Origin of the sequence: Enterobacter sp. WPR_3_1 (assembly GCF_003635055.1) — a bacterium.
GTDB lineage: Bacteria > Pseudomonadota > Gammaproteobacteria > Enterobacterales > Enterobacteriaceae > Enterobacter > Enterobacter ludwigii.
Map to the genome: position 1 here is coordinate 394,892 of NZ_RBXU01000010.1, position 23,107 is coordinate 417,998.

Consider the following 23,107-nt stretch of genomic DNA (forward strand, 5'->3'; position numbering starts at 1 on the left):
GGGCGCAGTTGCGCCCCTTCGCATTTGCAGGAACGCATTATGAATACCCTTCCTCACTGGTGGCAGAACGGCGTTATCTACCAGATCTACCCAAAGAGTTTTCAGGACACGACGGGCAGCGGTACCGGCGATTTACGCGGCGTCACGCAGCGGCTGGACTACCTGCAAACCCTCGGCATCGACGCCATCTGGCTGACGCCGTTTTATATTTCCCCGCAGGTAGATAACGGGTACGACGTGGCGAATTACACCGCCATCGACCCGGCCTACGGCACGCTGGATGATTTTGACGAGCTGGTCGCGCAGGCCCATCAACGCGGCATTCGTATCGTGCTGGATATGGTGTTCAATCACACCTCAACGCAGCACGCCTGGTTCCGGGAATCGCTGAATAAAGAGAGCCCGTATCGCCAGTTCTACATCTGGCGCGACGGTACGCCGGAACAACTGCCCAATAACTGGCGCTCCAAATTTGGCGGCAACGCCTGGCGCTGGCACGCCGAGAGCGAGCAGTACTATCTGCACCTGTTCGCCCCCGAGCAGGCGGACCTCAACTGGGAAAACCCGCAGGTGCGCGCCGAGCTGAAAAAGGTATGCGAGTTCTGGGCCGACCGTGGCGTGGACGGTTTACGCCTCGATGTGATTAACCTGATTTCTAAAGACCAGGATTTCCCGGATGACGCCGTGGGCGATGGCCGTCGCTTCTATACCGACGGACCGCGCATTCATGAGTATCTTCAGGAGATGAGCCGCGACGTCTTTACCCCGCGAAACCTGATGACGGTAGGCGAGATGTCGTCGACCTCGCTGGAAAACTGTCAGCAATACGCCTCTCTCGACGGGCGCGAGCTGTCGATGACCTTCAACTTCCACCACCTGAAAGTGGATTACCCCGGCGGCGAAAAGTGGACCCTGGCCAGGCCGGACTTCGTGGCGCTGAAAACCCTCTTCCGCCACTGGCAGCAGGGCATGCACAACAAAGCCTGGAACGCGCTGTTCTGGTGTAACCACGATCAGCCGCGCATTGTGTCGCGCTTTGGCGATGAAGGGGAGTACCGTCCCCACGCCGCGAAAATGCTCGGCATGGTGCTGCACGGAATGCAGGGCACCCCGTATATTTACCAGGGCGAAGAGCTGGGTATGACCAACCCGCACTTTAGCCGTATTACCGATTACCGCGACGTTGAAAGCCTTAATATGTTCGCTGAACTGCGGGCCAACGGTCGCACCCCCGAAGAATTGCTGGCTATTCTGGCGAGTAAATCCCGCGATAATGGCCGCACGCCAATGCAGTGGGATGCCACACACAGTGCGGGCTTTACCGAGGGTGGGCCGTGGATTGGCGTTTGCGACAACTATGAGACGGTCAATGCCCGTGCGGCACTGGACGATACTGATTCGGTGTTTTACACCTACCAGACGCTGATTCGCCTGCGCAAAACCCTGCCGGTGCTGACGTGGGGAGATTATGAAGATCTGCTGCCTGACCACCCTTCCCTGTGGTGCTATCGCCGGCGGTCGCAGGGCCAGACGCTGATGGTGGTGGCAAACCTGAGCCATGAGCGCCAGCAATGGGTTCCCGCGTCAGTACAGGGAGCCTGGCGGGTCGCACTGAGCAACTATGCGGATGCTCCCCCTCAGCCCGACAACCTGCTGTTGCGCCCGTTTGAAGCCATCTGGTGGATACAGGAATAACCCTCAAGAGATACAGCCAGCTGTATCTCTTTTTTTATGTTTAGCGATACGCTAAATGTACGACGATAACTTTTACTTCACGGTGTGCCAAAATAAGAATAGCCCTGCCATTTAAATAACCTCGGCAGGACATTATGAAAAAGACAATTATTAAAGCAACATGTATTAGCGCATTATTATTAAGTACCCAGGGATGGTGCGGAAATACCTCCGTCGATCTTCGCTTTGGTCATAATACGCGCTCAGACGTAAATGATTCACGTATTAAAGTGATGCATCAGGCTGATAACGGTTTTTACTTCTCCGTCGAAGCGGCGCAAAACCATAACGATACGTTCTTTGGTGATACCGACCGATATAATCCGGACGAAAAAGGGTTAACGGAGGCAGCACAGGAAATCGAAACGCGCTGGCGTTTTGATCTGGGAAAGGGGTTCGCCATCGCGCCAGGGATGGTGACCGTCTTTACCGCCAGCAATACGCATTACCGCCCCTTCATCCAGGGCTGGAAAGCATTCGATAACGGCCTGAACCTGTCTGCCCGCTACCGCTATAACACCGTTAACGACGCGCACAGTGACAAACGCCTGGACGGCAGCGGCTACACCCGCCGCGAGTCACACCAGTTCGACCTGTGGTTCGCGTACAACATCGGGAAATTCGGCATGTCCTATAACCCGCGCTTCCGCTGGCAGGATAATGTCGATCAGGGAACCGGGGATGATACCTACTGGGAGCACACCGTAGCGTTCAACTACAAGCTCGACGACGGCTGGACGCCTTACGTCGAACTGGTGTCGCTGGATAAAACCTACCTCACTCAGGATGGCAATCATGAAAATGATTACGCCATTCGTCTGGGTATCGTGAAACAGCTCTGACGGCCTGCCTACTCCGTATCGTGCTGCAGAAGCCTGCAGCCGATACGATCGACGGCGCTTAACAGGTCCAGCTGTCCCTCTCGCTGATATAACGAGACGGCATTCATATCAATCGACAATGGCCAGCACAGCGTAGAAAGCCCGGCCAGCGTCGAACCCTGACGGGTAATCGCAATAATCTTTAGCCCCTTACGCAGCGCGTTACGCGCCATTTCTATCAGCGACTGCGTCTCCCCGGATTTACTGATCAACACCAGCGTGCCCTTCGATACCCGGGTCAACTGGTGCATATCATTCAGAATCAGGTGCGGCAGGCTCGCCAGTGACAAAAAACGCGACAGGTAGTTGAGGCTGGTGAGAGATGCCCCGCGTGCATATAAATAGATATGGCTGGAATGGGTCAGTAACCGGGACACGTCCACCACGATATCGTCTGCCTGCGGCCCCATCGCAGGCTCGGCAGGGACAGACGTAAAATGGTCGCGTAAAAACCGATAGCGAAGCTCGGTATAACTCTTATAGCCCATTTTCTTACAGACACGATTCACCGAGGTGGTTGTCGTAAAAGTATCACGCGCAATCTCTTTTGCCGATATATCAGAAATATTGCGTGCGTGGTGCTGAATGTATTCAAATATCAACCGTTCACTTCCCTGAAATGAATTCATTTATTACGTCCTGTTAAAACCTAACAGGATATTAGCAGAATAGCGAAATAGTCTCTGGAAGGCGCTTCACATATTGCAACATAGCGTATGACGATACGTAATTAGTATTAGCAAACCTTAAACACTGTTTTAAGTTCTCTTTATACTTTCGCTATTTTCACACCCAGGGAATTATTACAATGATGAATCAAAAAATTATCGCTGTAACGGCTTGTCCTACAGGGATCGCGCACACGTTTATGGCGGCAAGTAAAATTATTGCATGGGCAAAAGAGCATAATATTGAGGTCAAGGTCGAAACGCAGGGCAGCGACGGCGTAAAAAACAGATTAACGAAACAGGATATTGCCTCCGCCACGGCCATTATTCTTGCAACCGACGTTCCCATTCAGGATGCAGAACGTTTTGAACACGTTCCTCACCTTCAGACCCGCACGCAGGAGCTGATCAAAAATACCGACCGCTACCTGCGTCAGGCGCTGGCCATGCAGAAAAACGTCACCACTGTGGCGGACGAAGACGCCATTCAGCGTTCGGCTTACCAGATTTTTATCGGCCATATCATGGCGGCCATCAGCTATATGTTACCGGTCGTGGTAATGGGCGGCCTGATGATGGCGACGGCCAAAATTACCGGGCAGTTTATAAACATTGAGCATTCGCCGTTCAGCGTGCTGGATAAAATGGGCTTTATGACCATCAAGTTCATGTACCCGGTCTTTGCGATGTATCTGGCCTTTTCCATTGCCGGTAAACCGGCGCTGATCCCCGGACTGATCGGCGGCATCATGTCAGATGAGGTCTACAAACGCTTCTTTGATATTGAAGGCTTTATGCCCTCCGGCTTTTTCGGCGCAATTGGCATTGGCTTTTTTGTCGGCTATCTGGTGCGCTGGCTGAATGATGCCATTCACGTCCGACAGCAGCTTACCACCCTAAAAACCATGCTGGTCGTTCCGCTGATCACCGGTATTACGCTGGTGATGGTAATGGAATATCTGATCAACCCGATTTTTGGTTCGCTTAACCAGCTGATGGTGGTCTTTTTTACCTCGGCGGGTGATACCGGACGCGGCTTCTATTCGGCCATGATCGCCGCGGGTACCGCGTTCGATCTCGGCGGCCCGGTCAACAAGGCGGCAGGATCGGTCGCGCTCGGCCTGAACGGCATGAGCGAGACATTTGATTTAACCGCCCGCGAGCTCTCCATCGTGATTCCTTCTATTGGGGTAGGCCTCGCCGCGTTCCTCAATGGGCGTTTTGGCCTGCCGGATGTGTTCAGCCGTGAAGAGAAAACCGTTGGCAGCACTTCGTTATTGCTGGGCTTTATCGGTATTTCAGAAGGCGCTATCCCGTTCATTCTGAAAAACCCACGCCTGATCCCCGTGTTCATGACAGGAGCCGTCGCAGGTGCGCTGGTGGCGATTGCCCTCGGCGTGAAGCAGACGTTGCCCCTGCCGGCTATCTGGGGCTGGCCGCTGGCGACCAATGTGGTCGGGTACCTGGCAAGCGTCTTTATTGGCGCACTGATTTGCGCCCTGGGCGTGCTTTATCTCAGCCCAAAGAACGCCAGATAAGGAGAGCGCAATGAGCCAGATCCACGTCATAGCCCATACCCACTGGGATCAGGAGTGGTATTTCACCCGCCAGGACAGCATGGTGCTGGCGTCATACAACTTTGCGGAGGTCATCGAGACGCTGGAGCAGGACCCGGCCTGGCAGTGCTATCACCTTGACGGGCAGATGGCGGTGGTGGATGACTTTCTCGCCATCAATCCCGATTACCGGCCCCGGCTGGAAAAACTGGTCAGGGAGAAAAGCGTGTTTGTCGGGCCGTGGTTCACCCAGACGGATACCTACAACGTTCACGGCGAATCGATTATCCGCAACCTCAAGTACGGCATCTTCGCCGCTCGGGCGCTGGGGCATGCCATGCAGGTCGGTTATCTGCCGGATACCTTTGGGCATAACGCGCAGATGCCCACGATTTTGCAGGGCTGCAATATCGATAACATCGTTTTCTGGCGCGGTATCGACCACGACACTCAGGCCAAAAACAGCCAGTTTCTCTGGCGCGCGCCGTCAGGTGCAACCATCATCGCCTGTGCAATGGCGCTGGGGTATGGTGCGGCCAAGAACATGCGCGCGGAGGCCAGCCATCTGCACGGCAAGATCTACCCGATGGTGGATCTGCTGCGTTCACGGTCGCAGATTGACGACCTGCTCCTGCCCTGCGGCGGCGATCAGGTGAGCATCGACCCGGCGCTGCCGCATATCCTGCAGGCTGCCAGCGCGCACTCTCCCACGCAGGACCGTTACGTCCTCAGCTCGCTGGAGCAGTACGTCGCTCTGCTGCGCACAAAACGGGAACAACTGGCGTTATGGGAAGGTGAGCTGAAATCGCCGCGCTACACCCGCATTCACAAAACGATCGGGTCTGTGCGTTACGATATCAAAAAGAAAAATGCCGATATTGAGCAGTTTATCCTGCGACAGCTGGAGCCCACCATCGCCATGGCGCGTCATCAGGGCATTCCGGTCATGCTCCCGATTGTGGACACCCTCTGGAAGAAGCTTCTGCGAAGCCATGCCCACGACTCCATGGGCGGCTGCAACAGCGATGCCACTAACCGCGACATTCTTCATCGGCTCGAGCAGACAGAGCAACTTTGTCACAGCCTGTGGAATCTGGTGGTGAAGTCGCTGGCCGCCGCATGCTGTCAGGAGGGTGACCTGCTCATTTTCAACCCGCTGGCCACCCCGACCCGCTGCGTGATCCACACCACCCTGTACAGTCGGGCCGACAATATCACCCTGACGTATCAGGGCCAGCCGCTGCCCTTCGACGTTCTGGAACGCGAGACGTTACCCGGAGGAACGGCCATCTCCCTCACCTGTGAGGGCGAACGCGAAACACACCTTCCGCCTTATTTCCGCTGGCATGTTGTTCTGCAGACGCCTCTCCTGCCGCCGGTGGGCTATATCACCGTCAACCTAAAAGACACGCCGGCTCCGTTTGCCATGACCTGCGCCGCGAAAGGAGAGGCGATAGAGAATACGGTTTATCGACTGACGCTGGAGGCCGGTACGCTGGTGCTTGAAGACAAGCGCAGCGCCAGGCGCATCACGTCGTTATTCAGTCTTGAAGACTGCGCGGATGCCGGAGACAGCTATGATTTCTCGCCGCTCCCGGGCGATGAACCGACGCGTTGCGCGCATTTCACGCTGATCGACTGCAGCAAAACCCCTCTTTGCCAAACGATAGTGCTTGAGGCGGTCATGTCGCTGCCGCCGGATCTCGCTGGACGCCGGGAAAATACCCGCACCCCGTTATCGATGCGCATAGTGTGCGAATTACGTCACGACGATCCGAACCTGCATGTTGATAGCTCGCTGATAAACAGCCACTGCGATCACCGGCTGCGTTTACTGATCAACAGCGATATTTGCACCCGTCACTCCCTCGCCTCGCAGCCGTTCTCGATAATCGAGCGCGAAACGGGGTACGACGAGACTCACTGGCAGGAGCGCTATCGCGAGAAGCCCGTGGATATTGAAACCAGCGAGGGCATTATCGCTATCGCGCAAGCGGGCAAAGCGCTGGTCGTGAATAGCCGCGGCATGAAAGAGTTTCAGGTTATTGGACGCGATCCGGCAGTCATTGCCCTGACCTTATTCAAATCAACCGGCGTACTGGGGCGCAGCGATCTTGACTGGCGACCCGGCCGGGCGTCTGGCATTAACAATACGGTGGTCGACACGCCCGATGCGCAGCTGCTCAAACCGCTGCACTTTTCCTTCACCGTGGCGCTGGCCGATAACGCAGACCATCTGACGCTGCGCCAGCTGGAGAATCAGGCGACGGGTCACCCCTTCACCTATCAACGGCAAACGCTGCATACCCTCGATAACCGGCTTGAGCGTTTTTCGCTGCGCCTGCCCGAACGCACGCTGCCGGCAGAATTTTCGTTATTCGCCTTACCGGAACCGCTCGTTCTTTCTGCCCTGCCTCATGCGCAACGATCGCCTGGCACGATCGCCCGCGTGTTCAACGCCGGGACGCAGCCTGTCCCTGTTCCGGCTGGCCTGGCAGAGCGTCCCCAGCTCAATTATCTGGAAGAACACGTGCCATCGGTGACGATGATCCCCCCTTCTGCGACCTGTGATTTTTTGATTGAGGCTTAACATGAACTTGCTTGAACTCACGCACCCCGAACTGGTGTTTATTAACCCACCCTGCCGCACGCCTGAAGCGCTGATCCGCTGGCTCTCCGAACCGCTTGTCGGGCGAAACGTCATCACCGATAAAGACGCCTTTATCCAGAGCGTCTTACACCGCGAAAGTGAAGGTCCCACCGCGCTGGGCGAAGCGCTGGCCGTTCCGCACGGTAAATCAGACGCGGTGCAGCAGGCGGCGTTTTGCCTGGCGCTTTTTGATGAGCCTGTTATCTGGCCGGGGCTGGAAGGCGATGAAGCGGTCAGGATGGTTTTTCTGCTCGCCATCCCGCACGCCGAGGCCGGCAGTACGCATATGCAGCTGCTGACGACGCTGACCAGTTCGCTGGCGGAAGAGCGCGTGCGTAACGCGCTTCTGGCGGCGCGCACCGGCGAAGAAGCGCTGTCCGCGTTGCGCAGAGAAATGCCACAAAACGCGGACGCCGAACCCGGGCGCTCACTTGTTATCCCGCTGATACTGGGGGGTATTGCGGCGGCAGCCTTTCTCCAGGCCGGACTGAACTGGGCATGCGGGGTGAGTTAACCGACTGGCGCTCGGCACATGCTGCTGAGCGCTTGTTTTTGTTGAATAATTAATCAGAATTTTCCCTCTCGTCTTTACAAACGCTGGAGTGCCCGTCGTTTGTACTCTCGTCTTTTTACTTTGTTCTGAATCAAATAAATCGCAAACATGTTTGATGCAAATCACTATATGTAGCACTTAAAATGCACGCCGACCCAACATATTGTATTTATCGTCTACTATTCCAACAACAAGACGGCGACTCAGCTCTCCGGAATTGTGGATAACACGCGTTGGGAACGTGGGAAGTCTCTGGCCTGGCTGACAATACGCCCGGTGAACACTTCTCCACCTTTGTGGATAACCTGTTTTTAAAAATGGAGTGATCATGACACCGCATGTGATGAAACGTGATGGCTGTAAAGTGCCGTTTAAATCAGAGCGCATCCAGGAAGCCATTCTGCGTGCAGCTAAAGCAGCGGGTGTCGATGACGCAGATTACTGCGCCACCGTCGCAGAAGTCGTTAGCAGCCAGATGAACGAACGCAGCCAGGTCGATATCAATGAGATCCAGACCGCGGTTGAAAACCAGCTGATGGCGGGCCCCTACAAGCAGTTAGCCCGCGCCTATATCGAATACCGCCACGATCGGGACGTACAGCGTGAGAAACGCGGTCGTCTTAATCAGGAGATTCGTGGCCTGGTTGAGCAGACCAACTCCGCCCTGCTGAATGAAAATGCCAACAAAGACAGCAAAGTGATCCCCACCCAGCGCGACCTGCTGGCCGGTATTGTTGCCAAACACTATGCCCGTCAGCACCTGCTGCCGCGCGACGTGGTCTCGGCGCATGAGCGCGGTGAGATCCACTACCACGATCTCGATTACTCGCCCTTCTTCCCGATGTTCAACTGCATGCTCATCGACCTGAAAGGCATGCTGACCCACGGTTTTAAAATGGGGAATGCCGAGATTGAGCCGCCAAAATCGATTTCCACGGCCACAGCGGTCACGGCGCAGATTATCGCTCAGGTCGCCAGCCATATTTACGGCGGAACCACCATTAACCGCATTGATGAAGTACTGGCACCGTTCGTCACGGCAAGCTTCAATAAACACCGTCAAACCGCTGAAGAGTGGCAAATCCCGGACGCCGATGGCTACGCGCACTCCCGTACCGAAAAAGAGTGCTACGACGCGTTCCAGTCGCTGGAATACGAGGTGAACACCCTGCATACCGCCAACGGTCAGACGCCGTTTGTGACCTTCGGTTTTGGTCTGGGTACCAGTTGGGAATCACGCCTGATTCAGCAATCGATCCTGCGAAACCGTATCTCCGGGCTTGGTAAAAACCGTAAGACAGCGGTGTTCCCGAAACTGGTGTTCGCTATCCGCGACGGCCTGAACCACAAGTTTGGCGATCCTAACTACGACATCAAACAGCTGGCGCTGGAGTGTGCGAGCAAGCGCATGTACCCGGACATCCTGAACTACGACCAGGTGGTCAAAGTGACCGGCTCGTTTAAAACGCCGATGGGCTGCCGCAGCTTCCTCGGCGTGTATGAAGACGAAAACGGCGAACAGGTTCACGACGGCCGTAACAACCTCGGCGTGATCAGCCTCAACCTGCCGCGTATCGCCCTCGAAGCCAAAGGCGACGAAGCGGCCTTCTGGGCGCTGCTGGACGAACGTCTGCAGCTCGCACGAAAGGCCCTCATGACCCGTATCGCGCGTCTGGAAGGGGTGAAAGCCCGCGTTGCGCCCATCCTGTATATGGAAGGGGCCTGCGGCGTGCGCCTGAAGGCGGACGATGACGTGTCGGAGATCTTCAAAAATGGTCGCGCGTCAATTTCTCTGGGCTACATCGGTATTCACGAAACGATCAACGCGCTGTTCGGCAACCAGCACATGTATGACAGCGACGCCCTGCGTAAAAAAGGTGTTGCCATTGTTCAGCGCCTGCGCGATGCGGTTGACCAGTGGAAAGACGAAACCGGCTACGGCTTCAGCCTGTACAGCACCCCGAGTGAAAACCTGTGTGACCGTTTCTGCCGCCTGGATACCGCTGAATTTGGCATTGTCGATGGGGTAACCGACAAAGGGTACTACACCAACAGCTTCCACCTCGACGTGGAGAAGAAGGTGAACCCTTACGACAAGATCGACTTTGAAGCCGCGTATCCGCCCGTCGCGAACGGTGGCTTCATCTGCTACGGCGAGTATCCGAACATTCAGCACAACCTGAAGGCGCTGGAAGATGTCTGGGATTACAGCTATCAGCACGTACCGTATTACGGGACCAACACCCCGATTGACGAGTGCTACGAGTGTGGCTTTACCGGTGAGTTTGAGTGCACCAGCAAAGGATTCACCTGCCCGAAATGCGGTAACCACGATGCGGCTCGCGTCTCGGTGACCCGCCGCGTGTGTGGCTATCTCGGGAGTCCCGATGCGCGTCCGTTTAACGCCGGTAAGCAGGAAGAGGTTAAGCGACGCGTGAAGCATTTGGGGAATGGGCAGATCGGTTAAGGCGTCGGGGGTTTCCCCTCACCCTACCCCTCTCCCTCAGGGAGAGGGAACCGAACGCGCACCTACGTTTTCCCCTTCTCCCGGTGGGAGAGGGCTGGGGTGAGGGCACCCGCGCACACACACTCTGGACATCTTCTTATGCGATATCATCAATACTATCCCGTCGACATCGTCAACGGCCCCGGCACCCGCTGCACTCTGTTTGTCTCAGGCTGCGTCCATGAATGCCCCGGCTGTTACAACAAAAGCACCTGGCGCGTAAATTCAGGCCTGCCGTTCACCGCGGAAATGGAACAGCGGATCATCCACGATCTCAACGACACGCGCATTCCCCGCCAGGGGATTTCACTCTCCGGTGGCGACCCGCTTCACCCGCAAAACGTGCCGGACATTCTGAAGCTGATAAAACGCATTCGCCGCGAATGTGCAGGAAAGGATATCTGGGTCTGGACGGGTTATAAGCTCGAAGAACTGAATGCTGAACAGAGGGAAGTGGTGGATTTGATTAACGTGCTGGTTGACGGCAAGTTTGTGCAGGATTTAAAAGACCCTGCGCTGATCTGGCGCGGCAGCAGCAACCAGGTTGTGCATCATTTGCGGTGATCGCTAAAGCCGTTTGTTTACGTCATGATAAACGGCTGATTTCTCTCTCTTACCGATAGCAATAACACATACCGTCACAACGTTGTCCTGAACCTGATAGACCAAACGATAACCCTGGGATCTGAGTTTTATCTTGTCGCAATCAGGCAGGCCATGCAGGCGAGCCGATTCAACCCTGGGGTTCACCAACACGTTCGCAAGCTTCTTCTTAAACTGATTTTTTACGGTATCACCCAGCCTGGTCCACTCCTTGAACGCCCTCGGATCAAATACGAGTTCATAAGTCATCCAGCCTAACCTTAATTCCTTTTTGCGGATTAGCCAGCCGCTCCCGGACTGTCTGTATGAGTTCATCTTCACTGTCGCTAACAGTGACCGTTTTCACCGGCATACGCCCCGTCTCCGCAACGTACTGAAACAGTAACCGAACGGCTTCCGTTGGCGTGATATTGAGTTTTTCAAGCACGGCATAAGCCTCGTTTTTGAGTTTGTCATCCAGACGGACGTTCAGCGTGGCCATTATGCCTCCAGTGAAATCGAATGTGTAATGCATCTTAGCATTACATCGAATTCTGGATAACGTCTCTCAAAACCGGCTCACACTCTCCATCGCCACCGCTTTAAACCCAGCGAAATCATTGCAACTGCACAGCCGTGACATGGCGCGCTCACGCAGGAAAGTCACGAAAATATCGTAAATCGCCATCGCCTCTTCGTACTCGCGCTTGCTAATGGCGAGCAGGAAAATCACGTGGGCAGTTTCATCCCCCCAGGCAATACCCTGCGGTGCCAGCACGGTGTAAACCACCGTTTTTTGTGCCAGTAGCCCGAGGGAGTGCGGCAGCGCAATGCCGTCGCCCAGCATGGTGCTGACGATGGCCTCTCGCTCAACCACCGAATCCAGAAACTCCGCGCCAACAAACCCCTCTTCTTCGAGCTGCTCGCACAGCTCCCGGAACAGCGTTTGCTGGTCAATCGGCCTGTCGATAATACGAAAATGGGCGGCATCGAAGTATTTATCCAGCATCCACGGGCGGGTTCGGTCCACCAGCACCAGCTTACCTATCTGCTCAAGCTGGTAGTCCGTCGGGAACGGGGCGATCATCACCACCGGTTTAGACTTTTCGCTCACGCGGGCGGTCGAGATAACAAAGTCTTCGCCGATCGGTTCCGCCAGCTCATACTCGCGCAGCGTGAGCGTGCGGGTCACCTCAATCTGCGGATATTTGCGCTGCAGCACCGCTTCAATCATCCGGACCATCGCATTCCCGGCATCGCAAACTAACAGCACCCGCGGCTGGCGCTGGTAGCCGATGTTGTAGTGGCGCTCCAGCCCGACACCGATATGCAGCACCAGGAAACCGATCTCGTTTTCGCTGATCACATACGGCGTGTATTTCCCCCAGCTCGACACTGCCGCGAGGGTCATATCCCACGCCATCGGGTAGTGCTGCTTGATGTTATCCAGAAGCGGATTCGGGATCATGATTTGATAGCGCACGCGGGTGATCATGGTTTTGATGTGGGTGAGCAGATCCGCATGCAGTTGCTCGTCGCTGAGCAGGTTGTAGTTATAGTGGGTATTGATGTAGCGCAGGATGTAATTGACCAGCGCTTCGTCGTCATCGGCATTAATGGCACTGGGGGCAATCTCCTGGATCTGACGTGCCGCGATGTGAACGCAGAGCCAGCTCTCTTCTGAAGGCGAAAGCGCTTTATCCGCCAGCTGTTGAATGGTCACAGCGATGTCTTTCGCCGCCTCACGGACATTCTCGGCCACATCTTCTGCGTGAAATTCCGGCAGCGGATAGCCCTCGCTGATACGACGCACCGACACCGCACAGTACAGGCGCAGGAACAGCTCGCCCTCGTCAGTCAGACGAATGTGATGTCGCGTCAGCGCATCGTGCAGCACGGGAACCATCTGCTCCGCCACCCCCGCATTGAGCGCAACGTCGGTCACCAGCGGGTTCAGGCTATCCTGCTGTGCCAGCTCCCAGAGCAGATCGGTGAGACAGGCGCGGGTCGCCATCTCGCTGCCAAACAGCTTCATGCCGTGGCGCGGTCGGGTTTCCAGCGTCAGGTTGTAGCGGTGGAACCACTCGCGCACTTCCACCATGTCACTTTGCAGCGTCGCACGGCTGACAAACCACTCATCCGCCAAATCCTCCAGCTTGAGCGAAAACGCGGAGGTGAGAAAACGGACCACCAGATAGTGCACGCGCTCCGGCCCGGTGCGGGGAATGCGCAGCGCGCGCGGGTGTGAGGACTGAAGCTGCTGATAGCGTTCTGCATCGTCAATTTTGAGCTGATAGCCATTGCCGCGGCTGAGAATAAACTGCGCGCCGTGGCTCGCCAGCAGCGCGTTCAGGGCGGTGATATCAGCGCGGACGGTTCGCGTGGAGACCGACAGCCGCTGCGCCAGTTCGTCCTGCGGCAGCGTCTCGTTTTGCAACAGATCGAAAAGTTGCGCTAAACGTTGGTTCGGAAATCGCACGGGGTTGTCCTCTTACGGCTTAGGGTGAAATGACCATCTGGGATGGGCTGCCGACCGGGGTATAGTCCGGCTCGGCGCTGAGTTTGCCGTCCTGCGCCACGCGAAAACGGGTAATGTTGTCGCTGCGCTGATTCATGACGTACAGCCAGCGCCCCTGTTTGTCGAGCGTCAGGGTGCGCGGGTAATCACCACGCGTCCACACATCATCCTGATGCGTCAGCGTGCCATCCGCTGTTACGGTAAAGTGCCCGATGCTGTTATGCAAACGGTTAGCCACATACAGCTGTTTGCCATCGGCACTGAGCGCCAGCCCGGCGGCAAAGCTGGTGCCTTTATAGCCGTGTGGCAGGGCGGAGAGGGTTTTCCCCTCCTGCAGCCTGCCCCGGGCATCCAGCGTATAGTGCGTGAGCGTGGATGCCTCTTCGTTAATCAGCCATAACGCATCGCCTTTCGGCGTAAAGACGAAATGCCGCGGACCGGCCCCTTTCGAGGAGGCACTGATAAACGGCGGATCGTTCGGGGTCAGCTTGCCTGTTTGATCGTCAAAACGGTACTGATAGATACGATCCAGACCCAGATCGGTAGAAAAAACGTATTTCCCGCGCGGATCGGCGGCGATCATGGGCGCATGGGGGCCATTGTGATCGCTAATGGCAAAACTGCCTTCCACCGCCGCCGGTTTCGCCGCGCCCGGCTCTCCCCGATCCTGATGCGTGTCCGTGGCCTCCCCCAGACTGCCGTCTGCATTAACGGGCAGAACAGCAATCGAGCCGCTGACGTAGTTCGCCACCAGCAGGTGGTGACCCTTTGGCGTCAGGGAGAGATAGACCGGCCCCGCCCCGCCGGACGCCACCTGATTAAGCTCGCTCAGTTCACCGTTATCGCCCACGCGCAGCGCCTGCACCACGCCCTGCTCCACTTCGCTCGCCAGATAGAGCGTCTTACCATCCTGCGAGACGGTGAGCTGCGCGGCGTTTGGCAGCGTGCTGACCAGCGTTTTATTCGACAGCGCGCCAGTGTGGGGATCGACCGTAAAGCGGTACAGCCCCTCACCGTTGGGGTTGTACGTCCCGACCCAGGCGTACTGCGTCTGGGCGATGGCGGTGGTAGCGAGTAACGAGAGTGAAGCGACGAGCAGATTGCGGGTGTGCATGGTGGCTCCTTTGGTTTTGTGCGGTTTTTGCCCCTCACCCTAACCCTCTCCCCAAAGGGGAGAGGGCCGGGGTGAGGGGTAAAGACTACTTAGCCAGCTTCTTCGTCATCTCCAGCAGCGTACGCACATCTTCCGGACGCGTGTCGCCGCTGGCTTTGTCGATAATCGAGCTGTAGATATGCGGAATGATTTTACTCACGCCCGCATCAAGGGCGATCTGCAGGATCGCTTCATAGTTCTCCAGATCGATCCCACCGGTCGGCTCGAGCCAGAAGTCGTGACGGGCGCAGGCTTCCGCCACCGCGGTGTACTCATCGCGGCACTTCAGACCGCCCATCGGGAAGTATTTGATGGAGCTGCCGCCAAAATCTTTCAGCAGGGCAATCGCGGTTTCAACCGGCACAATGCCGTCCGGCGCCGTGCTGCTCAGCGGACCGGTGGAGATTTTCACCTTGCCAACGGTGCCGGTCGGAGAGACCAGGCCGTTGACCACGGATTCACTCTGCCCCAGCAGCGCACGGCTGGTTGCCACGCCGGTGAACACCTGGTTAACGTGCTGCGGCTGCACCTGACGGGCGATCTCACTGACCATCGCGGACTGGTTCGGATCGCCCGCGCCGAGGCCCACAGAGAGCGCATTATCGATAAGCTGAGCGTAGTCGCGCATATCGGCAACCGCACTGGCGACATCCGGGTAATTTTTGGAGAGCACGCCCACCAGCACGTGGCCTTCCGCCGCCTCGTAAATGGCGCTGGCGTTGGCTTTCGATCCTGCCAGCACGTTCAGGCAGACGCGGTCACGGTAAAAGTTGGGGGTCAGTTTCATGCCTTTTTCTCCTGTCCTAACACTTCACTCATGCGGCGATAAACAATGTTCAGCTGATCGGCATTCACGCTGCGCACGTCCGCTTCGATAATCCCTTCGTTGGCCTTGTAGCCACGGAAGTAAATGGCGTACTCGCCCTGCTTCAGCGCGGTCACCAGGTCGCCGGTGCCAACACCGGTGGTGGCTTCATCAAACTTAATCTCGGTACGGGCGATATCGCGACCGGCACTGTCCCAGACCACGCGTGCCGTCACGCCGTTAAGGGTATTAAGCGCGTCAATAAATGGCGTCATCTTCGCCACCATCTCTTCGCCGCTCTCTTTGGTCGCCGTCAGGTAGTGTTCGATGGCACAGGTGAGGCCGAGGATCCCCTCTTTACCCACTTTCATTGCGCGGCCAATCCCCGCCGTCTGGCGTTTCACCCACTCAACATACTGCGTTTTGCCGATCACCAGCCCGCTGGTTGGCCCTTCAATCGCTTTCGCACCGCTGTAGATAACCAGATCGGCACCGGAGCGGTAGTAAACGTGAAGATCTTCTTCCGCGGCCGCATCCACGATCAGCGGCAGATCGTGCTTACGCGCCACCACCGCCGCCTGCTCTACGCTGAGCATGCTTTTCTGCACGCAGTGGTGAGACTTGATGTAAAGAATGGCCGCGGTACGTGGCGTGATGGCCGCCGCCAGCTGATCGGCGGAGCATTCGTTCGCGTAACCCGCTTCCACCAGCTTGCCGCCGCCCAGCGCCACCATAGTGCCTACCGGTGCGCCAAAGTTAACGTTATGGCCTTTCGGCAGCACGATTTCGTTGTTCTCAATCGGGGTGACGTGCAGGTTCTCCAGCAGCCAGTCGCTGTCTTTGACCAGCACCGCCGCCACGGACTGGGCGATGCCCGCTGACGCGCAGGAGACCACCGTCGCCCCTTCCACATCCAGCAGCTTCGCGATGTATTCGCCGGTTTTGTTGACCAGATCCTTCATCTCGAAATAGTGATTCATGCCATCCATCGCCGCCTGCACCACGTCCGGGCGCGGCGTGGAAACCCCCAGCGCCGTCATACGGCCTGAGGTGTTGATGACTAGCTTTAAGTGATACTTCTCATAAATCGAAGGCATGTTCCGTGCTCCCTTGTTCGGTCATGTAGCCCTTGCCTGCGCGGATGGCGGCAAGCGGCACCAGAATGTGTTCAGCCTGCAGGCTGTCATTTTCAGCATCCACCAGCAGCGTTGGCTGGCGTTTTATTGTGAACAGCGTCAGGTCGGCATCAAGACCTGGCTGAATACGGCCTTTGTGCGTCAGACGCAGCCCGTCGGCGGCGTTCGCGGTGACGCACTCAATCACCTGCGGCAGCGACATGCCGATGGCGAGAAACTTCGACATCACGCTTGCCAGCGACCCTACCGGGCCGTTAATGCGGTTGCGGCAGTAAATATCCGAGCTGATGGTGTGTGGCAAAATGCCCATTGCAATGGCGCGTCTCGCCACCTCAAAGCTAAAGCTCGCCGTACCGTGTCCGACGTCCAGGCGCACACCGCGTTTCAGGGCGGAGGTGATGGACGCACGCAGTTCACCGGATGGCGTCAGAATGCGGTTCGGCTTGCCGTTGTAGCAGTGGGTGATGATGTCGCCTGAGCTGAGCAGGTCGGCAATTTCATCGAGGTTGGGCGGGTTGTTGCCGATGTGCACCATCAGCGGCAGGTCGCCGTTCTCTGCCTGGATGGCTTTCGCGCGCTCAAGCGGCGTTATGCCGTTTTCGCCGACCACGCTGCTGCTCATGCGCGCTTTCAGGCCAACGATAAAATCCGGGTAGCGCGTAACGGCCTGCTTCACGGCCTTCGCATCAATGTTGGCCATATTGGCCAGTTCGTTCTGGGCAATCAGCCCCACGCGGGAGATGTTCAGTAAGGCATAAACGTCGGTTGAGGCTTTACGGGTGATTTCATAAAAATCGTCCACGTCATCCGCGCCGGTACTGCCGGCATCCACCACCGAGGTCACGCCGGTGGCGATGCCCACGCTGTCCGGTTCGTCGTGATAAATAGGGGAGTTCGGGTAGCAGTGAACGTGGGAGTCAATCCAGCCTGCGCTGACGAACACTTCACCGTTCAACTCAACCGTTTTGCGGGCGGGCGCGGTAATGTCGCCCACCGCCGCGATTTTTCCGTCCTGAATGGCGATATCGGTCAGGGTATCGTCGGTGAGGCGCGCACGGCGCAGGAGTAAATCAAACATGAGGATCTCCTGATAAGGCGGGCGCCGGAGCGCCCGCGGGCATTAAAGGGCGACCGGGAACAGCCAGCCCAGAATCATTGCACCGAGAATGGCGCCACCGGTAATCGGCTTCTGCCAGATATAGAACAGCAGCGCACCCACCAGAGAGCCGACGCCAATAGGAATGGAGGCAGTCATGGCGCTGAGGATAATCAACGGCCCGAGGAAACGACCGGAGGCGTTACCGGCGCCCATCATCACGTCCGCCCCGTAGGTGGAGTTGCTCTGATTGATGGTGAACTTACGCGCCAGAATGATGACGTAGCCAATTGCCAGGCCAATCACCAGGCCGGTGATCAGCGCGGCGATAAAGTTGGTCACCGGGAACATGATGCCCGCGCCCAGCAGCAGCGCCGGAACCCCGAGGCCCACCCCGGTCTGAATCGCCCCGCCGATATCAAGGATACCGACCAGCGACCCTTCGATAATACGGGCGAACAGGAAGCTCGCACCGAACGCCGCCACCGCGCCGTAAACGCCGGTATCCATCCCCGCTTTCAGCATCGCCACGAAGGCCACTTCGTTGAACGCGCCGATGCCGTAGAGGTAGTACATATGCGTCCCGGCGAAAACCCCGGAAGAGAGCAGGCCAACGAAGATCGGGAACGACCAGTCGGCATACCAAAAACCTTTATTCTGTTCCATGTCGAGGCTCCTGTTATTTACCGCTGAGCGCGTTGTGGATCATGTCGAGCCAGTTCGGCACGGTCAGATGGAAGGATTCGATCATCTTCATGTCGAAGCCACGGAAGAAACCGCTCAGCACGAACAGCGCCACGATGGCCGCCATCATCACTTTGGTGACGTGGTTCCATCCGCTCTCTTCAACGCCCTTACCAATCAGGATACCCAGCACCAGACCCGGTACGGCGTTACCCATGATCAGCTGCGCCGCGCCGCCAAAAATGGTGGCCCAGAAGCCCGATTTTTTACCCGCATCGATGGCGGCCAGCCAGAAGATCACCGGCATCACGGTGTTGACCAGCAGGTTTGCCGCAGGCACCAGCACCTTCACGGCGGTCACCTGAAGCGCAGCCGGAACAGAAGAGGCGGTGAGGTTAAGGAAGGTGACGACAATCATGCCGATTACGCCGCAGGCAATCGCCATTTTGCGCGGATCGTGCAGCGTTTCGCCGACGTTACGGTTTTTAATCATCAGTGCTGCAGCACCCCAGTTCGGGATGATGCGGTGATCAACGTCTTGTGTGAATGCACCTGCGGCCACGGAAGAGGCCCAGGCGTTAAAGAAGAAGCCTAACCCAAAGGAGAAGTGAGAAGCCGGATCCCCTTCACAGGAGTTCAGTTCCCCCAACGTACGAAACGCGCCCATACCCTGAGTGGTAGGCGCATGAAACATGCGTGCAGCCCCGGCCCCCACACCGACGCCAACCAGGCCGCCAATGATGAGCGATTTTATTAATATAATTAAGAACATCAGTCTGCCCTTTTATGAATAATCAGCGTTGCGTGACGAAATCCACCTGGTCGAGATTGATGGCAGTCACGTTGACGGTCACATCCAGCTCCACGCTGTAGGTGCGTCTTTCCCGGCGCAGAAAGAAGAACAGAAAAGCTTCTTTACGCACCGCTTCTTGCGCCTGAACGACCTGCACATCCTGTGGCTCAATACGCAGTAAGATATGCGGTGAGGCTTTCATCACCGCGGCCTGAACGTGGTTGAGCGCATCAGCAAAGGCGCGCGCTTTAGCGTCGCCTTTGCCCTTCACTCTCACCGTGGTTGTGAACTGTTCTTTCATGCTTATGCGCCGTGTTTCTTCTGCCACGCCTGAACCAGACGCTCGCCCAGCTCTTCTTTATCCATAAAGCCAAAGCCCAGCACATTGCAGCCTTCATTGATGGCGGTGACACCTTCATCCACTGAACGCATGCCGTATTTGGCTTTGTAGCCATATTTGGTTTGTGCGGTGATGGCACCCGCGCCGCCGCTGCCGCAGAAGGAGATGCCGAAGGTGGCATTTTCCGCTTTCATCACGTCACCGAGCTTCATGTCTGCCGCCACACCCGGCACGACAACCGCGCGTCCACCGGCTTTTTCAACGCCTGCCGCCACTTTCTGACCTTTACCCAGGCGATCGCCAATCACGACTGTAATCTGTTCCATGTGTTGCTCCTTAAAGGTTGTCTTTCGCGACTTCGAAGTGAACGGAAAGCAGCCAGGCCTCTTCATCAGGAAGGTTGCCAAACTGCGCGACCACTTCACGGGCAAGCCGCATTGAATCGGGAGAAATTTCGTCGAACAGCTCGGCTTCAACCTCCGGCAGCGGCTCGCCGGTCACGGACCGGTGCGCCATCGCGCGAACGTGGGAGGTGAGCATCTGTTCCTGTACTGCGTTGGGGATGATGTTGTGCCGGGCCAGCAGGGCATACACCTGCGCCAGCATGGTGTTAGCGAGCTGCTCTGTTTGCACCGCCTGATCTCCAACGTCGTTCATTACCGCTCCGTTAATCACTCGTCTTACCCCGTTAATGGCTCTGGAATAAAACTAACGTTGGGGGGGAATTGTTTGTAGCGAGTTGTTTTCCACTTCGAAGTGGAAAGGCGAGCACCGGCAGTGATCTGTGCCACATAAATATGCTGAATATAGATAAATCACTGTATTTACGTGATGAATATCACGCTATCTGACGGCAATTAAGGGGGCGTGGGAGCGAAAAAGATTATGGGCAGGCGTGCAAATATGTGAGGTGGATAAGGTTTTCTTATGCCCGGAGAGCAAACATGCGGGGGCGATTAACCGCCCCCGCACGGGGAAAGCGCGTACCGAGAATTAACGATACTTTTTGTGATAGGTATTACGCGTGGTCACAAACTGGTCGGCTGCCGCCTGGGCTTCCTTCACTTTGCCTTCATTGGCAAGCTTCAGTGCGCCGTCAATTTGACCGACCAGCACGTCAAAGCCGTGGCGGTAGTCTTTCATCTCAGCGCTGTCTGCCGCTTTATTTTCCAGCTTTGGCGGCGTGGATTTCTGCGCGTCCAGTGCCGCTTCACGCATTTTGGTCAATGCGCCTTTCATTTCCGCCGCATTGTCCGTTTTCTGCACCACCTTCAGGTTTTCACTGAGGATGCCCATGTCGTCTTCAAGATCGGCAGCAAACGCAGAAGAACCAAGAACCAGCGTTGACGCTGCGACGATCGCTAACAGGTGTTTACGCATTGCTCACTTCCTTTTTTATTATTAAAACGCCTTTACGGGTATTACTGCCCGGCGATTTTCATCTCCGGTAAGAGGACTGAACCACACTGTATATTGCTACGTGTTTCAATATCGTTACCGACAGTAACAATATTGCGCCACATGTCTTTCAGGTTGCCGGCGATGGTAATTTCGCTTACCGGATACTGAATTTCACCGTTCTCAACCCAGAAGCCCGCCGCGCCGCGCGAGTAATCGCCGGTAATGCCGCTTACGCCCTGGCCCATTAACTCGGTGACGACCAGACCGGTGCCCATCTCTTTAAGCATCTGCTCAAAGCTCAGGCCCTGACCCGCGATTCGCCAGTTGTGAATGCCGCCCGCGTGACCGGTGCTTTTCAGCCCCAGCTTGCGCGCAGAGTAGTTGGTCAGCAGCCACTGCGTCAGAATGCCGTCTTTGATGATATCGCGGCGCTCGGTGCGCACACCTTCGCTGTCGAACGGCGTCGAGGCCAGCCCTTTCAGCAGGTGCGGATGCTCTTCAATGGTCAACCATTCCGGCAGGATCTGCTTGCCCAGCGAGTCGAGCAGGAACGTCGATTTACGGTAAACGGAGCCCCCGGCAATCGCCCCCACCAGGTGGCCAAACAGGCCGGTCGCCACTTCATTGGCAAAAATGACCGGGGCTTTCATGGTGGAGAGTTTACGTGGCGACAGACGGGACAGCGTGCGCTGCGCGCATTCTGCGCCAACCCACTCAGGTGACTGCAAATCGCCCAGCGCGCGACCGATGGTGTAGGCGTAATCACGCTCCATATCACCGTTCTCTTCAGCGATAACGCAGCTGGAGAGCGAATGGCGCGTTGAGCAGTAGCCCTGCAGCATCCCGTGGCTGTTACCAAACACTTTGATACCGTAGTGGCTGTTAAAACTTCCACCTTCGGTATTGGTGATGCGTTTATCGGCCTTCAGAGACGCCTGCTCGGCACGGGCAGCCAGTTCGATTGCTTCGTCCGGCGTCACTTCCGCCGGGTGGAAAAGATCGAGATCCGGGGCATCGAATGCCAGCAGCTCTTTGTCGGCAACGCCGGCGTAAGGATCGGGCGAGGTGTAACGCGCAATATCCAGCGCAGCCTGCACCGTACGGGCAATGGCATCCGGGCTGAGATCGGTCGATGACGCGCTGCCTTTGCGATTCTGGTGATAAACCGTGATCCCCAGGGCGCCATCGCTGTTGAATTCTACATTTTCCACTTCGCCGTAGCGGGTGCTGACGCTGATGCCGGTGGTTTTGCTTACCGCCACTTCGGCGCCATCTGATTTACCTGAAGCGAGCGTCAGCGCGGTGGAGACGGCTTCTTCCAGAATCTTACGCTGCGCTTCAACTTGTGAGGTTACTTTCATCGCAAATGCCATACTGTAAGAGAGAGTTAATTGAAGTCTAACAGAGAACCGTTTTTCAGTGCGCGTCTTAACTGGTAACATTAGCCTCTTTTTTTAAGGAGCCTGACATGACTAAGCAGCCCGAAGACTGGCTCGACGACGTTCCCGGTGATGACATCGAAGACGAAGATGATGAGATCATCTGGGTCAGTAAAAGTGAAATTAAACGTGACGCCGAAGAGTTAAAACAGCTTGGCGCGGAAATGGTAGAACTGGGTAAAAACGCGCTGGATAAACTCCCGCTCGACCAGGATCTGCGCGATGCCATTGAACTGGCACAGAAAATCAAGAAAGAAGGCCGTCGCCGTCAGCTTCAGCTTATCGGTAAAATGCTGCGTCAGCGTGACGTTGAACCGATCCGCCAGGCCCTGGACAAACTGAAAAACCGCCACAACCAGCAGGTTGCGCTGTTCCATAAGCTTGAGCAGATCCGCGATCGTCTGATTGAACAAGGTGATGATGCGGTACCGGAAGTACTGAACCTGTGGCCGGATGCCGATCGCCAGCAGCTGCGTTCGTTGATCCGCAATGCCCAGAAAGAGAAAGAAGCGAACAAGCCGCCGAAGTCTGCACGCCTGATTTTCCAGTATCTGCGTGAGCTGTCTGAAAACGAAGAGTAAGCACAGCATCGTTGAGTGCCCTTAACCCCGC

23 protein-coding genes are annotated in these 23,107 nt (G+C 56.5%); 8 read left to right on the forward strand and 15 right to left on the reverse strand.

From position 1 onward, the window contains the following. The first annotated feature begins 39 nt into the window (after positions 1-39). Together treC and BJ887_RS13500 are read left to right on the forward strand one after the other, a co-directional pair. Positions 40-1,695 carry an alpha,alpha-phosphotrehalase gene (treC, locus tag BJ887_RS13495; protein WP_050737576.1) on the forward strand — a complete coding sequence of 552 codons (1,656 nt, stop codon included), beginning with the start codon at positions 40-42 and terminating at the stop codon, positions 1,693-1,695. Between the two features lie 134 nt (positions 1,696-1,829). Continuing rightward, a complete protein-coding gene (locus BJ887_RS13500) occupies positions 1,830-2,576 on the forward strand; it encodes an oligogalacturonate-specific porin KdgM family protein (RefSeq protein ID WP_050737577.1) in 747 nt (248 codons plus the stop codon). An 8-nt stretch (positions 2,577-2,584) separates the two neighbouring features. Here the strand turns inward: BJ887_RS13500 and BJ887_RS13505 are convergent, their stop codons facing one another. Next, positions 2,585-3,244, reverse strand: a complete 660-nt coding sequence (locus BJ887_RS13505; RefSeq protein ID WP_014168392.1) for a MurR/RpiR family transcriptional regulator — start codon at positions 3,242-3,244, stop codon at positions 2,585-2,587. A gap of 179 nt (positions 3,245-3,423) precedes the next feature. On the opposite strand from BJ887_RS13505, the gene BJ887_RS13510 reads away from it, so the two are divergent. The 5 genes from BJ887_RS13510 (at position 3,424) to nrdG (ending at position 11,112) form a co-directional block, all read left to right on the forward strand. Next, positions 3,424-4,821, forward strand: coding sequence for a PTS fructose transporter subunit IIC (locus BJ887_RS13510; protein ID WP_071993116.1), 1,398 nt, complete (start codon positions 3,424-3,426; stop codon positions 4,819-4,821). A gap of 10 nt (positions 4,822-4,831) precedes the next feature. Further along, positions 4,832-7,429 (forward strand): glycoside hydrolase family 38 C-terminal domain-containing protein, encoded by a 2,598-nt coding sequence (locus BJ887_RS13515; RefSeq protein ID WP_121339989.1) that lies wholly within the window; start codon positions 4,832-4,834, stop codon positions 7,427-7,429. 1 nt (position 7,430) lies between these two features. Continuing rightward, the gene (locus tag BJ887_RS13520; RefSeq protein ID WP_032681842.1) at positions 7,431-8,003 is read left to right on the forward strand and encodes a PTS sugar transporter subunit IIA; all 573 of its coding nucleotides are present in this window, start codon (positions 7,431-7,433) and stop codon (positions 8,001-8,003) included. Between the two features lie 367 nt (positions 8,004-8,370). Continuing rightward, on the forward strand, positions 8,371-10,509 hold the full coding sequence (nrdD, locus tag BJ887_RS13530) for an anaerobic ribonucleoside-triphosphate reductase (RefSeq protein ID WP_121339990.1): 2,139 nt from the start codon (positions 8,371-8,373) through the stop codon (positions 10,507-10,509). 138 nt (positions 10,510-10,647) lie between these two features. Beyond that, positions 10,648-11,112: an anaerobic ribonucleoside-triphosphate reductase-activating protein gene (gene nrdG, locus BJ887_RS13535; RefSeq protein ID WP_032679514.1), complete on the forward strand. Its 465-nt coding sequence runs from the start codon at positions 10,648-10,650 to the stop codon at positions 11,110-11,112. A gap of 3 nt (positions 11,113-11,115) precedes the next feature. Here the strand turns inward: nrdG and BJ887_RS13540 are convergent, their stop codons facing one another. The 14 genes from BJ887_RS13540 to pmbA form a co-directional block, all read right to left on the reverse strand. After that, positions 11,116-11,400, reverse strand: coding sequence for a type II toxin-antitoxin system RelE/ParE family toxin (locus BJ887_RS13540; protein WP_121339991.1), 285 nt, complete (start codon positions 11,398-11,400; stop codon positions 11,116-11,118). Continuing rightward, a complete protein-coding gene (locus tag BJ887_RS13545) occupies positions 11,390-11,632 on the reverse strand; it encodes a type II toxin-antitoxin system RelB/DinJ family antitoxin (RefSeq protein WP_020885404.1) in 243 nt (80 codons plus the stop codon). Before BJ887_RS13545 ends, BJ887_RS13540 begins: the two co-directional genes overlap by 11 nt. Positions 11,633-11,698: 66 nt before the next feature. Continuing rightward, positions 11,699-13,609, reverse strand: a complete 1,911-nt coding sequence (locus tag BJ887_RS13550; protein ID WP_014168384.1) for a transcription antiterminator — start codon at positions 13,607-13,609, stop codon at positions 11,699-11,701. Between the two features lie 19 nt (positions 13,610-13,628). Further along, a complete protein-coding gene (locus BJ887_RS13555; protein WP_121339992.1) occupies positions 13,629-14,762 on the reverse strand; it encodes a lactonase family protein in 1,134 nt (377 codons plus the stop codon). An 85-nt stretch (positions 14,763-14,847) separates the two neighbouring features. Beyond that, positions 14,848-15,588 carry a KDGP aldolase family protein gene (locus tag BJ887_RS13560; protein ID WP_078774345.1) on the reverse strand — a complete coding sequence of 247 codons (741 nt, stop codon included), beginning with the start codon at positions 15,586-15,588 and terminating at the stop codon, positions 14,848-14,850. Continuing rightward, a complete protein-coding gene (locus BJ887_RS13565; RefSeq protein WP_121339993.1) occupies positions 15,585-16,703 on the reverse strand; it encodes a DgaE family pyridoxal phosphate-dependent ammonia lyase in 1,119 nt (372 codons plus the stop codon). Before BJ887_RS13565 ends, BJ887_RS13560 begins: the two co-directional genes overlap by 4 nt. Continuing rightward, entirely contained in the window at positions 16,687-17,820 is a 1,134-nt protein-coding gene (locus tag BJ887_RS13570) for an amidohydrolase/deacetylase family metallohydrolase (RefSeq protein WP_047954960.1), read from the reverse strand. Before BJ887_RS13570 ends, BJ887_RS13565 begins: the two co-directional genes overlap by 17 nt. A gap of 42 nt (positions 17,821-17,862) precedes the next feature. After that, positions 17,863-18,504, reverse strand: coding sequence for a DUF4310 family protein (locus BJ887_RS13575; RefSeq protein WP_014882285.1), 642 nt, complete (start codon positions 18,502-18,504; stop codon positions 17,863-17,865). A gap of 13 nt (positions 18,505-18,517) precedes the next feature. Continuing rightward, entirely contained in the window at positions 18,518-19,294 is a 777-nt protein-coding gene (locus tag BJ887_RS13580; protein ID WP_014168378.1) for a DUF4311 domain-containing protein, read from the reverse strand. Between the two features lie 22 nt (positions 19,295-19,316). Further along, entirely contained in the window at positions 19,317-19,616 is a 300-nt protein-coding gene (locus tag BJ887_RS13585; RefSeq protein WP_006810338.1) for a DUF4312 family protein, read from the reverse strand. Between the two features lie 2 nt (positions 19,617-19,618). Further along, entirely contained in the window at positions 19,619-19,981 is a 363-nt protein-coding gene (locus BJ887_RS13590) for an SFCGS family glycine-rich protein (RefSeq protein ID WP_003830384.1), read from the reverse strand. A 10-nt stretch (positions 19,982-19,991) separates the two neighbouring features. Continuing rightward, positions 19,992-20,330 carry a glycine dehydrogenase gene (locus tag BJ887_RS13595; protein WP_014168376.1) on the reverse strand — a complete coding sequence of 113 codons (339 nt, stop codon included), beginning with the start codon at positions 20,328-20,330 and terminating at the stop codon, positions 19,992-19,994. 318 nt (positions 20,331-20,648) lie between these two features. After that, positions 20,649-21,035, reverse strand: a complete 387-nt coding sequence (gene cybC, locus BJ887_RS13600; RefSeq protein ID WP_014168375.1) for a cytochrome b562 — start codon at positions 21,033-21,035, stop codon at positions 20,649-20,651. A gap of 41 nt (positions 21,036-21,076) precedes the next feature. Continuing rightward, a complete protein-coding gene (pmbA, locus tag BJ887_RS13605) occupies positions 21,077-22,429 on the reverse strand; it encodes a metalloprotease PmbA (protein ID WP_020882904.1) in 1,353 nt (450 codons plus the stop codon). Between the two features lie 95 nt (positions 22,430-22,524). Here pmbA and yjgA point away from each other — a divergent pair, with 95 nt between their 5' ends. Then, positions 22,525-23,076: a ribosome biogenesis factor YjgA gene (gene yjgA, locus BJ887_RS13610; RefSeq protein WP_014168373.1), complete on the forward strand. Its 552-nt coding sequence runs from the start codon at positions 22,525-22,527 to the stop codon at positions 23,074-23,076. Positions 23,077-23,107: the final 31 nt, after the last annotated feature.

What these genes read in the sequence shown, in the direction of transcription:
- BJ887_RS13580 (WP_014168378.1), bottom strand. Translation starts at nt 19,294, where the DNA reads ATGTTCTTAATTATATTAATAAAATCGCTCATCATTGGCGGCCTGGTT.
- yjgA (WP_014168373.1), top strand. Translation starts at nt 22,525, where the DNA reads ATGACTAAGCAGCCCGAAGACTGGCTCGACGACGTTCCCGGTGATGAC.
- BJ887_RS13500 (WP_050737577.1), top strand. Translation starts at nt 1,830, where the DNA reads ATGAAAAAGACAATTATTAAAGCAACATGTATTAGCGCATTATTATTA.
- cybC (WP_014168375.1), bottom strand. Translation starts at nt 21,035, where the DNA reads ATGCGTAAACACCTGTTAGCGATCGTCGCAGCGTCAACGCTGGTTCTT.
- BJ887_RS13505 (WP_014168392.1), bottom strand. Translation starts at nt 3,244, where the DNA reads ATGAATTCATTTCAGGGAAGTGAACGGTTGATATTTGAATACATTCAG.
- BJ887_RS13520 (WP_032681842.1), top strand. Translation starts at nt 7,431, where the DNA reads ATGAACTTGCTTGAACTCACGCACCCCGAACTGGTGTTTATTAACCCA.
- nrdD (WP_121339990.1), top strand. Translation starts at nt 8,371, where the DNA reads ATGACACCGCATGTGATGAAACGTGATGGCTGTAAAGTGCCGTTTAAA.
- BJ887_RS13560 (WP_078774345.1), bottom strand. Translation starts at nt 15,588, where the DNA reads ATGAAACTGACCCCCAACTTTTACCGTGACCGCGTCTGCCTGAACGTG.
- BJ887_RS13575 (WP_014882285.1), bottom strand. Translation starts at nt 18,504, where the DNA reads ATGGAACAGAATAAAGGTTTTTGGTATGCCGACTGGTCGTTCCCGATC.
- BJ887_RS13515 (WP_121339989.1), top strand. Translation starts at nt 4,832, where the DNA reads ATGAGCCAGATCCACGTCATAGCCCATACCCACTGGGATCAGGAGTGG.
- treC (WP_050737576.1), top strand. Translation starts at nt 40, where the DNA reads ATGAATACCCTTCCTCACTGGTGGCAGAACGGCGTTATCTACCAGATC.
- BJ887_RS13570 (WP_047954960.1), bottom strand. Translation starts at nt 17,820, where the DNA reads ATGTTTGATTTACTCCTGCGCCGTGCGCGCCTCACCGACGATACCCTG.
- BJ887_RS13590 (WP_003830384.1), bottom strand. Translation starts at nt 19,981, where the DNA reads ATGGAACAGATTACAGTCGTGATTGGCGATCGCCTGGGTAAAGGTCAG.
- BJ887_RS13565 (WP_121339993.1), bottom strand. Translation starts at nt 16,703, where the DNA reads ATGCCTTCGATTTATGAGAAGTATCACTTAAAGCTAGTCATCAACACC.
- BJ887_RS13555 (WP_121339992.1), bottom strand. Translation starts at nt 14,762, where the DNA reads ATGCACACCCGCAATCTGCTCGTCGCTTCACTCTCGTTACTCGCTACC.
- BJ887_RS13585 (WP_006810338.1), bottom strand. Translation starts at nt 19,616, where the DNA reads ATGAAAGAACAGTTCACAACCACGGTGAGAGTGAAGGGCAAAGGCGAC.
- BJ887_RS13545 (WP_020885404.1), bottom strand. Translation starts at nt 11,632, where the DNA reads ATGGCCACGCTGAACGTCCGTCTGGATGACAAACTCAAAAACGAGGCT.
- pmbA (WP_020882904.1), bottom strand. Translation starts at nt 22,429, where the DNA reads ATGGCATTTGCGATGAAAGTAACCTCACAAGTTGAAGCGCAGCGTAAG.
- BJ887_RS13510 (WP_071993116.1), top strand. Translation starts at nt 3,424, where the DNA reads ATGATGAATCAAAAAATTATCGCTGTAACGGCTTGTCCTACAGGGATC.
- nrdG (WP_032679514.1), top strand. Translation starts at nt 10,648, where the DNA reads ATGCGATATCATCAATACTATCCCGTCGACATCGTCAACGGCCCCGGC.
- BJ887_RS13540 (WP_121339991.1), bottom strand. Translation starts at nt 11,400, where the DNA reads ATGACTTATGAACTCGTATTTGATCCGAGGGCGTTCAAGGAGTGGACC.